We start from the raw sequence: 12,908 nt of genomic DNA, 5'->3' as shown, positions 1-12,908 counted from the left end.
TGAACGGACGGGGCTTGCCCCTCCTTCACAAGGAAGACGGTTATACCGTCACATACCTTGCATACGCTCATTTGCTATCTTTTTTACTTCCTTAAAGATACAAGACTTTTTACACAAATAAGAACGTAAACAACTTTAAATCAAACAGTAAACAAGTGAAATTTTCAAAAACCGCGCACTTTATAGTATTAGTTTTGGTAGAATTGGGGGCTTGCAGCGCTTCGCTCGCTTTTTAATAAACTGTTGACAATTCTAATTTAATATGTATAATGAGTTTCGAGTTTTAGGAGAGAATATGTGCCTGACATTTTAGAATATATCGAACAACAAAAAGTTGATAATGCTATTTTAAACCATTCTTTTTTGCGTGATCAAAACGATAAGGTTAATCTAAACCATTACGGTACAGGTCACGAATATGTTGAAAAACTAAAATTTCAAGGGCGTAGTTTTGAAATTTTAAGAGACGCTGGCAAAGTGCCAAATAGTTTTGAAGCATTTAGAAAAATGGATTACGATGATATAATGATAATGCTTATCAAAAGATTAGTCGTTAAAGATTATCCTGAATATCGTTCTGTAAAAGATGATCCTGCTTACGCTACAGAACTACGATACCAAAATTTTAATGATAACAAAATTGGTTATGGTGCTTGCTCGCCTCTTTCTGCTTCGCCTACAGATGCATTTGAATATGAGCTTCCAAATATGGATGATAACACCGTTTGTTTTGCTGAAAATTACGAAGATATATCGTTAGGTAGATGGATTGTAAACGGTATTAAAAAAGCAGTACAATTTATTCAGTCATTATAATTTTACCTAACACACAAAAATTACTCATTTACAAGTAGTTACATTATTATTTTGTATTTTGATGGCAGTATAAATCATCAAAATATTTAAAAATGAAACCTGCCCATCTTAGGAATAAAAATAAATTTAAAGACAATAATTTTCCAATAGCTATAGGTCTTATAGCTTTTTGTGCGTTAGCTGGAATTCGTATGTTTTTTATGAAGGGAAAAATAGGCAGTCTTTTCGGTGGAATGATCCTAATTCTATGCTTTATATTCTTTATGGTGCTTTTATATAATGTAAATAAGATCAAAAAGTTTTATAAATACGCCAATAATTTTGAGGATAAAGACACGTGGTTACCTAATCATTTCGCAGTAGGAATGACAGCAACTAAAACATTATCAAAAGCAGAATCAATTGGTATTGATATAATGTTAGATGAAATAGATGCAAATGAATTAATCACAGGGATTGAAAAAGATTTAGAATACCTTCATAGCAATAAGAAAAAAGCAGAACAAAAATTAAAAGAATGGAAATCAGTACCTAGAGCTTCAAATCAGCAATTCAATAATATTAAAATAAGAAGAATGCTTAAAGGTCGTACTGCGATTTATTCCCCTAATGATTTCTCTGAAATAGAAAGAGGTTTTATTAAACAAATTGATTTTCACGATCAAACTATTGCAAGAGCAAATAAATTGCTAAATAAAGTCAGAGATAAAGGTGGGGATATCAGAAAAAGTATTAAGAATATCTCCGAAATTAATGGTCTAAATACATCTAATGGTTTCTACTTAGGACAAGACAACAAGCAAAAACCATATTTCTATGAGAATAATACTCATATCTTAACTGTTGCACAATCTGGCGCAGGTAAGAATACCAGTCTTATAATGCCTAATTTATTGATGGATCGTTTTGAGGGCACAAAAATCATTCTTGACCTTAAAGGCGAGAATGCTGCTGTCTGCTCCCATTGGAGAAAAAAAGAAAATAAAGGGAGTAGCTATATACTTAATCCTTGGCAGGTTTTTGGAATGTCGTCTATTGCCTATAATCCTTTTTGTCTATTAGACCCATTTGAAGATGACTTTTACAGTGATTGTAATTCTTTTTCTGATGTCATTATACCTGTTAAAGATGGTCAGTCAGATACTGGAGAACATTTTGATGAATTAGCACGTGATTTTATTGCTTCTTTTTTAATGTATTTGACGATTAAAAACTATCCAGAAACGCCAACTCCTGCGACACTTTATGATGAAATTATTCGCGCAACAGCTTCTGTAAAGGTTTTAGAATTTACGGCTACAGATATGGAAGGTATCCCACATCCTGATGAGAGTATTAAACGAGCTTTAGAATTGTCAGCAATTACTTTTAAAGGATTAATTAGCACAGGTGACAATAATGAGTTACGTGGTGTTAAAACGACAATTTCACGGGCTTTAAAAGCATTTAAAGGCAAACAACTTTATAATACTGTACAATCAGATAAAGAGACTTCAAAAGACTTACTCAATACTTTGTTCCACAGCGAGGGAAATAACGATCTATATATCTCTTTTCCACAAAGTGAGATGAATGAAGCTAAACTCTGGTTACGTCTTGTTTTAGCATCTTTTATCCGTGCTAATACTAAAAACAAGCCAAACAAGCCTGTTTTATTTGTATTAGATGAATTTCCGCAATTAGGAACATTTAACATTGTTAGAAAAGGGATTTCTTTTTTACGTTCTTATAACATTCAATTTTGGATTATTTGTCAAAATCTTGATCAACTTACCACTAACTACGGAAAAAATGGTAAACAAGAAATTGTGGAAAACTGCACAGTATCACAATTTTTCAATGTCAAAGATGATACTGCAAAATATGTATCAGAAAAATTAGATAAATTTTCAAGGATTGTTGAGAACTATAATACGCATGAATACAAAAGCAATTTTGAGAGATTAAGGAAAACACGTTCCGAAGTTGAACAGGAACAAGATACATTTACTTTTATTGGACAACACGAAGCTCTATTACTCCAGCGTGTTCCCTATTATGAAATGGACAATGTAAAAGATAGAGCCGCACCTAATCCATTATTTTACGAGATTGAAGCTTACGAAAACTATATCTCTCAAATGAATAGATGAAAAGATAAAGGGGCTAAAAAGCCCCTTTAAGGTTTAAGATTGATCTGAATTTTCAAATAGGTCACGGTTTTCAAAGACAACCATATTATCCAAAGAAATATTGAACCCATTGCCTTTAGTATGTTTCCAAGCAACACCGACTTTAACTTTAACCGGTGATCCGTTCATATAGGCATTGACAAAGACCTTATGTGTAGGTGTCTTGTCTTTATCAGATATGTTCTCAATTGTGTTTGTCATCATTTTTTCCTTTCGTTGACTTGTTTAGTGAATGGCTAATCTCAATCTTGAAAGCAGAAAGGTTTTTGACGAAACCACACGGAATCTTGGAGCGGGCAAGTGGAGACAAAAACCTTGCATTCAAGTAAGATCAAAGACAAAGCGATACGAATAACGAAAAAGAAGTGGTGAGAATACGAACTTAAAATTATGATGAAGACAAGATTACAGAAATAGACAGGCTTTAACGTCCCTTGTCCTTTGAACGATCATCACGTTTTTGTTCTTGGGTTTTGGATTTATCTTTTTGTTTGGCAAGTTCTAATTTCTTATCAAATTCATATTGTTGCATACCGAGCTTGATCACATTAAGACGGCTCTTATTGATCTTAAGGGCATCGAGTTTTTCTTCTTTAAGATTTTCCAATAATTCAGACTTCAAGCCTGTTTCTTTTGCCAATGTATAGCCTTGATTAAACGCTCTTAGATAATCTTTATCGACAGTTAGGTATTCTTCCATAGTTTAAAAGGTTTCACGAGCGTTAGCATTCAAATACTCATTAATAGAATTTCGGTCATACAAGATCACACGGGGTTGTGGTTGGGAAAAACGTATTTTTCCTTCATCACGGAGTTTTTGTAATGTTGTTTTAGAAGAAATATTAAGCAATCTCATTGCCTCTTTTCCATCAATCCAACCCCAAGTATCTTGTTGGTATTTCTGATCAATATAGGTCGCAACCTTATCAAATAGGTTATAAAAAGCTTCTTCTTCTAAACAAATAACTTCCATATAATAAGATACTTACACTGTAAATATCGTAATTATTATTTTAAACCTATAATCTGAAAAGATAACTTTCTAAGAAATTCCAATAATAATTCTAACGAATTACAAAAAGACCAACGCCGATAGCTATAAAAATAATCCCTCCCATACCTACGAGTACGCCAAGACCTTTCATAAAATTATGATATTGACTATCTCCATAATTTTTGAATTGAACAACACCATTACTGTTTCTATTTTTAAACTCATATTGGCGTTTATTATCTACGATTTTATAACCTAAATAAAATAAGAAAACTCCTATGACTATGAATATTATTGAAAGTGTAACTATTTCCATTTCATTCTAGTGTTATAGATTGAACAATACTTTCGAATGATGAAATACGCACAGCTGTCACGGTTTGTCCATTGATTTCATACACATTATCTTCAAATAAATCGTCTATCTCATTAACAGCCATAATCTCACCAACAACCGTATTACCATTAAAAAACGTTATAGGTGTTGATGCATTTCTAGCTATACGCGCTGTAATTCGAGACAGTCCTTCAACATTACTCAAATCAAGCTCTATGGAACTCGGATTTCCGTTTTGTGGAAAAGCTATCAAGATACCTGGTGCAAGACCAGATTGTTCAGTCCCTTGTGCCCTGAAAACATCAAAGTTAAAACCTTGCACAGTGAATGCGGTATCATCTACATCAATATCAACTTGGGTTAAGTCTATTGTTACAGGTTCAAAATTAATTGGAGCATTACTGTTATTATCATCAGAAGAGCAGGCTGTAAAAAGAAAGAATGAAAGGCCAAGAATGGCTATTAAAATTAGGGTTTGAAATTTGTTATATATTTTCATTTCATTGTGATTTAAGTGAATAATTAAACTGTTGCGATTTGGGGTCGCTTAAAATGAAATGCCCTCTAAGGGTCTCGGATATGATGAAGTTGTACTCTCATTTTACGGCAAAAAAGTAGCGTGGAACTTAGTGCGTCTCGATATCGAGGTACTGGTATACCTTTACCCGAAGACAACAACTAAGCCCACGCATGCCGTAGGCTTTAGCTTTTGCCTTTCGCGCGGGTATGATAAATTACCAGTTTTCGATATCCAGCGAAAAAAATTAGCTAATGCTTATTTTATAATATTATTTAATTCTATGATTTTTCTATAAATTGATTTTTTTGTTATTTGAATCTAAAGTAGCCAATCAATTCACGATGCCAAAATATTTTTACAGTTTTATCGTAACCAAAGTTATTAGTAATGTTGCGAAATAAACCTAACTATATATCAATAGTTGCATACTGTTTCAAAATGGCGTCAAACCATTATCTGCAAAAGAAAAGTAATCATCATCAGCTAAAATGATATGATCTAAAACATTTACATCAAGATATTTTCCACCTAGTTCTAGTTTTTGAGTAAGCGCTATATCACTTTTGCTTGCCCTTAGATTCCCTGATGGATGATTATGCCCTAATATGATCCCACAAGCTCGTGCTTTTAAGGCACTGACAAAAACAAGTTTTGGATCAACGAGCGTTCCTGATACACCACCCTGCGATAAAGGCACAATCCCCATACATTGATTGTTGCGATCTAGCAGTAAGATTTTAAATTCTTCAAATAAATTAATGGTTAAATCATTCCAGTTTTCACGAAACAACTGATAAGCACTCAAAGAACTATTAATCTTTGGGCGATCACTTGCCTTTACTTTCCGCTTATAAGTAAGAGAGATTTCACTAATGTTTGATTTGAATTTGCTTGTCATGCAAGGATGATGACAGAAAAATCAGAATATAATACGCACAATATATTTTAATTATTTAAGAGAGAATATCAAATTAAAATCTTACTTTTTACTTTTAAAATATTGTATATTACCTATTTAAATAATTTTAAATTAATGAAAATTGTAGCTCTATATCTCGATGATCACTTTTTGTTTGAAGAACCACAAACTATAAACTTTGGAGGTGAATATCATTACACTTTTAAAAATAAAAAAACAGTTCGTAGAGAGAAGAATGAAAATTATATATCAAATTTTTATTCTACAGATTCAATTGATTCTGTAACAGCTATAGTCGGTAAGAATGGTGTAGGAAAATCTTCTATTATTAAAACTATTATTGAAAATCTCAGCCATGGAAATAGGTTTAACAGAAGTGGTTTTGGATATACTGCAATTTTTGAAGATCAACTAGGTAATGTCTACATAACATCTAATACACATACAAAAAATAAAGGTTTTAATATTGATTTTGAATGTTCACCAGCACGAATAAATGCGGAAACAATATACTATTCCCCCTTCTTAGATTATAATCAAGGTGTAGAGGGTATAGATTTAAGTCTAGACACAATCATAGAAGAAGATTTAGATAATGCTAATAATATTGAGCAAGCAAACTCAGAAGTTGTTCCATTGAGAAGACTTAAAATGAAAAACTCTTTACGACAACTTGAATTTCAGCATTCTAAGTACGGAAAAGAATTGAAAGCATATTTTAATTTTCCAGAGTTTGGCAAGAGTAAATTTACCTTTACTAGACACATAATTAAAATTGATCAGGAGGATGATTCAATTGAGTTTTGGAATACTCCAAATCAATTTAGAGAAGCGCTTCAAATAATTTATGAAAAAATAAAAAAAGAGGCAAATAATATAAACAAAAACCGACCTAAAGGATTTAGTGTAATACAACTACAAAAGAAGCTTTTAAAAAATTATATACTCATGGACATCGTTTGTTTACTAATAAAGCAAATGGAAAAAAGTAATGATTTTTTGGAAGAAGGTTTACTATCTCCTGATTGGCTAGAATTTAGCGATTTTTTAAAAGATCTAAACGCCTACGATGCCTTAGTAAAGTTTCTAAAATCTCATTCTCTTAAAGTCATTAAAAGCGATAGTCGTGTGCGAATGTTACCAGACAATGAAATGATAAACCTGCTTGAACAACTATTTATACTTATTGACAATGCTGAAACGAAAGATGATCGAGATACTAGTTTTTTTGATTGGAATGACAAAGCAATTTATCTAGATAAAGAAGATACTATTAAACTTATTAAGTTAAATAATAAATTCTTAATTGAGCTTGATAAATATTATGGAGCCATTAAAAATAAAAATGGTGAGCGACTGTTTTCTAGAACCATAAGAATAGAAGGGATACTAAACTTTGAACCGTCCGAAAGTAATCTAAGTTCTGGTGAGAATGCCTTATTGAATTTCTATTCAAGAATTCATGATTATTTTGAAAAGAACATAAAGGAAATTAAGATAAAAACTGTAAAACCTTATTATTATATTTTTTTAGATGAAGCTGATTTAGGTTTTCATCCAAGATGGAAAAAACAATTTGTGAAATCAACAACAGATTTCCTCAACACCTTTTTCAGTGATTTAGGGGCTAAAATTCAAGTGATTTTTACTACTCACGACCCATTAACGCTTTCGGATGTGCTCAACTACAATATTATATATATAAATGAGGAAAGAGGAGTACGTTCAATAATTGACACAAGGAATGAACCTAAAAGATCATTTGGAGCCAATATAACGGATTTACTGGCAGATTCCTTTTTTGTAGGTAATGGCCTTATTGGTGACTTCGCAAAAGGTAAAATTGACCATTGCATTAATTGGCTTAGAGATCTAAACGATAAAGAAAGAAGTAATTATCATGAAACTTTAATAAGAAATATAGACGAGCCAATAATACAAAAGAAGTTATCTGAGATGTATGATGAAAAAATGAAAACTGAAATTTCGAGAGGTTTATTAGAGCAACAAATAGCCTATTTGCAAAACCAACTAAAGCGATACAAATAATGACTTTTTTTGATTTAGAATCACATCCAGATATTATCTCATTTCACTGGAATAAACTAAAACCAATACTCACCAAACGAATTGAAGATTCTTCCTTGAATCGCTATTTAAAGAAATTTATAGTTGATAATTTAGAAGATATTATATGCTCCAAACCTAATGAGTTAAAAAGAATAAACACTAACTTTAAGAGACATAAATACTACAAGAATAGTTTAAAAGGGAAGGTCAAAGCAATATTTGACTATAATAGTTTTGTAACAAAAAAAGAAAGTAAGGGTGGTTATGACGGCTATGATTTAGCTGAAAAATTAGGGATTAGAACTTGCTTGTATTGCAACAGAATGTTTACTGTGACAATAAAAAAAAGTAAGCTAAAAAAAGATAAAATTACCAGACCACAATTCGATCATTTTATCGATAAAGGTAAAAACCCATTACTTGGGTTATCAATTTATAACTTAGTGCCTAGTTGTAATATTTGCAACTCCACTTTAAAAGGCAGGAAAGAATTTACTTTAAATAGTTATATTCATCCTTATGAGGATAATTGCTTGGATGATTATACGTACAAGTTTATTCCCTACGATACAGATTCTATTCTGGGAAATAGCTCTCGTTTAGAAGTGGAAATTGAAATTAAGAATTTAAATTCTTCCATTGGAAAAAAAATAAAAAAATCAATCGATGTTTTTAAGCTAAATGAGATAATGTCTGGACATTCAGAAGAGCTTAAAGATTTATTTGAAATTCGTTATAGGTTCTCTGAAAGATATTTCCTAGAATTATTTAACACATATAAAACTTTAGGTCTAGATAGAAAAGATATATATAGAGTTGTTTTTGGTGCTGAATACCTCGAAAAAGATTTTGGGAAACGACCTTTTAGTAAACTCAAAAAAGATATCTTAAAAGAACTTAATATTATATAAGAATTAAAAAAAAATTCTCACCTTATAATTAAAAAGTATTTAATCTTCTTATTTGATTCTTAAAAACTCAAGCAAGTAGGATTCTATAATCAAGCACCTTGATTATATGCTAAAGAACTAATATGGGGATCTCTCTCATTCATAACTTCTAGAGAAGTCATTAATTCAGATTCAGAAAACAATATTTTTTGAACATCTTCTAGAGTATAAGTAATCACACTTCCATCTGATAGTTCTATTTCCTTATCTAAAAGTTGGTCAATTACAGAATCTAACTCTGCTCTATCAATAATGTCTTTTAGATTACTCGGTATTTCTATACTATATTTATAATTACTCATAATATTATCCTTACAAATTCAAAAAAAACGCTTAACAATAATTCAAAATTCAATTAAGCATTATAAATTTATTTTAATATATGTCGATAACTTTTGTTTTTTTTTGTTAAAAAGTTATTAATATATTAAGTTTTTATACTTACACCAAATTTAAAAGGGAGACAAATATATAACAATTCATTCAAAAATAAATTATAAATTTGTTAATAACCTGTTTAAAACTTTCTTTTTGTCAAAATATTAAAAAATATATTTATTTGAATATCAGATTATTAATATCATTTATTAAATTGAAAATCATCTATTTAAATTATAACCAATATTAAATAGATAGTTCTGTAATCCTAACATATATAATATTCAAAATAAATACTATAATAACTATCATTATTAAACCTTTTATAAAAAACAAATTGTCTTATACTTAAAAAATAATTTGTTAATAACTTTTAGATATTTTTTTAATGCTAATCTCCAAACTTGATTTTTTTATATCATCCCTACTTAAATTTTATTAATAGTCATTTGTCTAAATCATATATAATTAAAAGATTTATCAAACTCCTCTTTATATTTTATAATATGAGTTTCCGAAAGATTTCCAGACGGAAGCAGATTTGAAAGGGGTTTTAACCCATCCTTATCTAGTGCATCAACAATTCTTATTCCAAGTTTTAAATCGTAGTAAAAAACTCGATGAATACAAAAACTCGTTGGGCTTTCTGAACTATCAAATAAAATATCAAATTTTAATTCTTTCGAAGTATCAGACGGTATTGTGTTCAATCTAGCTACCCATATGTATTTTGGAAATGATTCAACAGAAATTCTCATTTTATGTCTATCATCAATATCCTGCAACAAAATATCCCTTTTATAATTAGTACTTTTATCTAGATAAATATCCCATTCAATAACAACGGGCGCTTTTAAGATTTGTTTTACAATTCTATCTATCTTAGTAGTTGACTGGAGTATATTTTGATACCTAATTCTAATAGAGTTCTTAAGTGGAACTAATAAGCTATCATAGACAACATTTTCATTATTAGAACCTATCCAATTACTTTGAATTTCATATTCTCCTCTAGTAGGTTTTTCATCAAAACCAATTTTTGTATAAGGTCCTATCTGATCATTATGAACATACAATCTAAATAAATTGTCTGCTAAGGTATTTATACCAACACTAGTAGTTCTATTAGTTTTATCTATTCTATAACCAATAATAGTAACCAAATGCCTTTGACCTTCTCTTGATAAAGAACTTCCTTTCCCGTTGATTCCAAAATAACCTAATAAAATAGGTATTCCTATACGATTATAAGCATATACAATTCTTTTGAATAATTTTTTGTCTATTTTTTTTCTTCCATTTTCTGACAATGCCATAAGCTCGACTGTAAGCTTAGCTTTTCTGAAAATTTTAAAAATTTGATCATTAGAAAGCCCAGAATTAGGAAAAACACGACCTTTAGAACCTAAACCTCCATAAGAAGATATTTCACTAGGAGAAAGCATATCTATGCGAAATAAAGAACTTAATTTATTCATAGCTGACCATATAGCTTGAGTTGCACATACCCCTACAGCACCATCCTGTTCCTGAAAGACCAGCCCTCTAATAGGTATTTCAATTCCAAATAAGTTAATCTTCATATCAACTACAGAGTTGTAATGCCTTTCATTATTTATGGAATCACCATAAGTTTTTAAAAAAGTAGGACCTAATAAAGAATTCCCCGTTGGCTTTACTACTAAATATCCTAAATAATTATCTTCAAAAAACTTCTTATCGTTTTGTAAAATATAATCTTGTAATTCTTTTTTTGAAAATTCTTCTCCAAAAAAATGCAACCTTCTGCAAAACTTAGGATAACTTTTAAAATTACTCCAGTAAAAAAGCCTTATATCATTTAAATAAGACTCACTTATATATTCCTTTTCTACTATAATTGTTCTAGCTTGAGATTTTTCTGCAGAATGATAAGTAAAATATTCTACTAAATACCTAAACAACTTACTCGATTCAATTTTCTCTTTAGGGTAAATATTATTATAAAGAGCTTTTACCAAATTCGTTTTATTAAACTTATAAATTTCATATTTATCATCTTTAGCAAAAATTAAATTTCGATTACTCATTTAAATATTATTGGTTATTCCTTAATACTTCCTATCAATTACAATATCAGATACAAATTATATATTTATATATCATTCAAAATACGGTATATAATCTGTTTTAATATTTTTAGAATTATTTACTTAAAATTATTGTCTAATTTTATTTATGGAGTCCAAAATACAAATAAAATTTAAAATGCTAATTTTAAGCATTTTACGGTAAACCGTATTTTATATATATTATTTTTTCGTATAACCTTTCAAATCTTTAGTGACTTTAATTATTTTTTCACCATAGATATCATTATCCATAAGCTTATCATTTTCTTTAATATTATCAACTTATCTTAACGAGGTTCTTGAAAAATTTAGTTGATTTGTGCTATTAATAACATTTAAAAAAGTATTTACTAATTTTAATTTTCTAAAACTCTAAAAATTAATCACTTTATCCAATGCCTCATCGGTTTCTTGATGCATGAAGTTCTGTTGATAATTCACGGTAGTCGTAATAGACGAATGACGATAAAGCTTTTGTAGCATTTGAATTGGGATTTTATCGCCTGAGATATTCCCAAAACTATGACGCGCGATGTGCATTGAGAGCTTTTTATCAATCTCTAGCTTTTCCGCAATAAGTTCTAAACGCCTATTAAAATTACGTGTAATGGTTTTAACACGTGTTGTTAGGTATTTCTTATCATTAAAATCAACGCCTTTAAGGTCAGAAAAAACTAAATCTGTTCTTTTTATTTTTTCTTGTGCATAAGTATCTAAAATGGCTTGTGCCTTATCTGGTACTTTTAAAGAAACAAGTTTCTTGTTCTTACCCATTCGATAATATAAACGCCCATCTTTAAAGTCTGACCACTTTAATTTTAGAACATCCCCTACTCTAATACCTGCAAAATAAAAGCTGAACAACCAAACATTCAAAGCGTGTTGTTGCGCAGGTGTTATATCCTCTATGTTTTCAAGTTGTAATACTTCTTCCCTATTGAGACCTATCTTTTCGCTTTCGGGAATTTTAATTTGAACCTTCCCTCTTCCAAATGGATAGGAATTTCTATCCGTGATTGATTTTGAAATCGCTAAGTTGTAAATCGTTCGTATTAAGATCATATAATTAACAACAGTGCGCTCAGACCGCTTTAATTCAAAAGCAAGATGATTTTTGAATTTCTGTAATAAATCCTCGTCTAAATCTTTAAAATCTAATGCAGACTTTCCTAGGTAGTTTTTAAAGATGTTTAGTCGCCCCCTATCGTTATTCTCTTGATGAAATTTTTGTCTTTTGTTTAGAGCTTCAAGATATATTTCTGCAACGTCAAAGAAATTCGTATTACGATCATTCACGATCATTGTTTTGATGTTTTTGACTGTTTTCTGGCTGTCATTCGTTTCAACATCAAGAGCAATGTTATGTGCTTCCGAAAGTTTCTTAAGAAGAAAATTATTAAGTCTTTTGGACGTAGGATGAGATTTTTTTACAGTATGTTCTTTTGCATCCCAATGTTTTTCGTCGATATACTCACCAGTGAAAATATATCTCGTTTTACGGTTTTTAGTAATACGAATTGCTAGTGGTAATGTGCCATCTTTCTTTCTATCGTGCTTCCAAAGTATTATTTTTACTGATGCCATAAGGTATGATTTGTTGACTTAAATTTACGCAAAGCAATCAATTCTACCTAAAACATAC

The 12,908-nt window shown here is 30.1% G+C and carries 13 protein-coding genes; 4 read left to right on the top strand and 9 right to left on the bottom strand.

All coding sequences use genetic code 11. The features are described from left to right. Nucleotides 1-297: 297 nt before the first annotated feature. On the top strand, nt 298-816 hold the full coding sequence (locus Q1A60_RS05825; protein WP_299765191.1) for a hypothetical protein: 519 nt from the start codon (nt 298-300) through the stop codon (nt 814-816). A gap of 92 nt (nt 817-908) precedes the next feature. Then, nucleotides 909-2,948, top strand: a complete 2,040-nt coding sequence (locus Q1A60_RS05820) for a type IV secretory system conjugative DNA transfer family protein (RefSeq protein WP_299765193.1) — start codon at nt 909-911, stop codon at nt 2,946-2,948. A gap of 33 nt (nt 2,949-2,981) precedes the next feature. Here Q1A60_RS05820 and Q1A60_RS05815 read toward each other — a convergent pair whose 3' ends face one another. The 6 genes from Q1A60_RS05815 to Q1A60_RS05790 all read right to left on the bottom strand — a co-directional run bounded on the left by Q1A60_RS05815 (nt 2,982) and on the right by Q1A60_RS05790 (nt 5,736). Further along, nucleotides 2,982-3,191, bottom strand: a complete 210-nt coding sequence (locus Q1A60_RS05815) for a hypothetical protein (protein WP_299765195.1) — start codon at nt 3,189-3,191, stop codon at nt 2,982-2,984. Nucleotides 3,192-3,411: 220 nt separating this feature from the next. Then, a complete protein-coding gene (locus Q1A60_RS05810) occupies nt 3,412-3,687 on the bottom strand; it encodes a hypothetical protein (protein ID WP_299765197.1) in 276 nt (91 codons plus the stop codon). A 3-nt stretch (nt 3,688-3,690) separates the two neighbouring features. Further along, entirely contained in the window at nt 3,691-3,960 is a 270-nt protein-coding gene (locus Q1A60_RS05805; protein WP_299765199.1) for a helix-turn-helix domain-containing protein, read from the bottom strand. Nucleotides 3,961-4,051: 91 nt separating this feature from the next. Continuing rightward, nucleotides 4,052-4,297, bottom strand: coding sequence for a hypothetical protein (locus Q1A60_RS05800; protein WP_299765201.1), 246 nt, complete (start codon nt 4,295-4,297; stop codon nt 4,052-4,054). A 1-nt stretch (nt 4,298) separates the two neighbouring features. Next, entirely contained in the window at nt 4,299-4,817 is a 519-nt protein-coding gene (locus Q1A60_RS05795; protein WP_299765203.1) for a hypothetical protein, read from the bottom strand. Nucleotides 4,818-5,271: 454 nt separating this feature from the next. Further along, nucleotides 5,272-5,736, bottom strand: coding sequence for a JAB domain-containing protein (locus tag Q1A60_RS05790; protein WP_299765205.1), 465 nt, complete (start codon nt 5,734-5,736; stop codon nt 5,272-5,274). A 135-nt stretch (nt 5,737-5,871) separates the two neighbouring features. On the opposite strand from Q1A60_RS05790, the gene Q1A60_RS05785 reads away from it, so the two are divergent. Beyond that, entirely contained in the window at nt 5,872-7,806 is a 1,935-nt protein-coding gene (locus tag Q1A60_RS05785; RefSeq protein WP_299765207.1) for an AAA family ATPase, read from the top strand. Next, a complete protein-coding gene (locus Q1A60_RS05780) occupies nt 7,806-8,738 on the top strand; it encodes a hypothetical protein (protein ID WP_299765209.1) in 933 nt (310 codons plus the stop codon). Before Q1A60_RS05785 ends, Q1A60_RS05780 begins: the two co-directional genes overlap by 1 nt. Before the next feature lie 89 nt (nt 8,739-8,827). Here the strand turns inward: Q1A60_RS05780 and Q1A60_RS05775 are convergent, their stop codons facing one another. From Q1A60_RS05775 to Q1A60_RS05765, 3 genes are all read right to left on the bottom strand, one after another. Continuing rightward, nucleotides 8,828-9,079, bottom strand: a complete 252-nt coding sequence (locus Q1A60_RS05775; protein ID WP_299765211.1) for a hypothetical protein — start codon at nt 9,077-9,079, stop codon at nt 8,828-8,830. 534 nt (nt 9,080-9,613) lie between these two features. Beyond that, complete coding sequence (locus tag Q1A60_RS05770) at nt 9,614-11,224, bottom strand: hypothetical protein (protein WP_299765214.1); 1,611 nt, start codon at nt 11,222-11,224, stop codon at nt 9,614-9,616. Between the two features lie 414 nt (nt 11,225-11,638). Beyond that, nucleotides 11,639-12,850: a site-specific integrase gene (locus Q1A60_RS05765; protein ID WP_299765216.1), complete on the bottom strand. Its 1,212-nt coding sequence runs from the start codon at nt 12,848-12,850 to the stop codon at nt 11,639-11,641. Nucleotides 12,851-12,908 lie beyond the last annotated feature (58 nt).

Source organism: uncultured Dokdonia sp., from assembly GCF_947492535.1.
Classification (GTDB): Bacteria; Bacteroidota; Bacteroidia; order Flavobacteriales; family Flavobacteriaceae; genus Dokdonia.
The sequence above is the reverse complement of the archived record's forward strand: the minus strand, read 5'-3'. Positions and strand labels throughout refer to the sequence as shown.

What these genes read in the sequence shown, in the direction of transcription:
- Q1A60_RS05820 (WP_299765193.1), top strand. Translation starts at nt 909, where the DNA reads ATGAAACCTGCCCATCTTAGGAATAAAAATAAATTTAAAGACAATAAT.
- Q1A60_RS05815 (WP_299765195.1), bottom strand. Translation starts at nt 3,191, where the DNA reads ATGATGACAAACACAATTGAGAACATATCTGATAAAGACAAGACACCT.
- Q1A60_RS05810 (WP_299765197.1), bottom strand. Translation starts at nt 3,687, where the DNA reads ATGGAAGAATACCTAACTGTCGATAAAGATTATCTAAGAGCGTTTAAT.
- Q1A60_RS05805 (WP_299765199.1), bottom strand. Translation starts at nt 3,960, where the DNA reads ATGGAAGTTATTTGTTTAGAAGAAGAAGCTTTTTATAACCTATTTGAT.
- Q1A60_RS05800 (WP_299765201.1), bottom strand. Translation starts at nt 4,297, where the DNA reads ATGGAAATAGTTACACTTTCAATAATATTCATAGTCATAGGAGTTTTC.
- Q1A60_RS05795 (WP_299765203.1), bottom strand. Translation starts at nt 4,817, where the DNA reads ATGAAAATATATAACAAATTTCAAACCCTAATTTTAATAGCCATTCTT.
- Q1A60_RS05790 (WP_299765205.1), bottom strand. Translation starts at nt 5,736, where the DNA reads ATGACAAGCAAATTCAAATCAAACATTAGTGAAATCTCTCTTACTTAT.
- Q1A60_RS05785 (WP_299765207.1), top strand. Translation starts at nt 5,872, where the DNA reads ATGAAAATTGTAGCTCTATATCTCGATGATCACTTTTTGTTTGAAGAA.
- Q1A60_RS05780 (WP_299765209.1), top strand. Translation starts at nt 7,806, where the DNA reads ATGACTTTTTTTGATTTAGAATCACATCCAGATATTATCTCATTTCAC.
- Q1A60_RS05775 (WP_299765211.1), bottom strand. Translation starts at nt 9,079, where the DNA reads ATGAGTAATTATAAATATAGTATAGAAATACCGAGTAATCTAAAAGAC.
- Q1A60_RS05770 (WP_299765214.1), bottom strand. Translation starts at nt 11,224, where the DNA reads ATGAGTAATCGAAATTTAATTTTTGCTAAAGATGATAAATATGAAATT.
- Q1A60_RS05765 (WP_299765216.1), bottom strand. Translation starts at nt 12,850, where the DNA reads ATGGCATCAGTAAAAATAATACTTTGGAAGCACGATAGAAAGAAAGAT.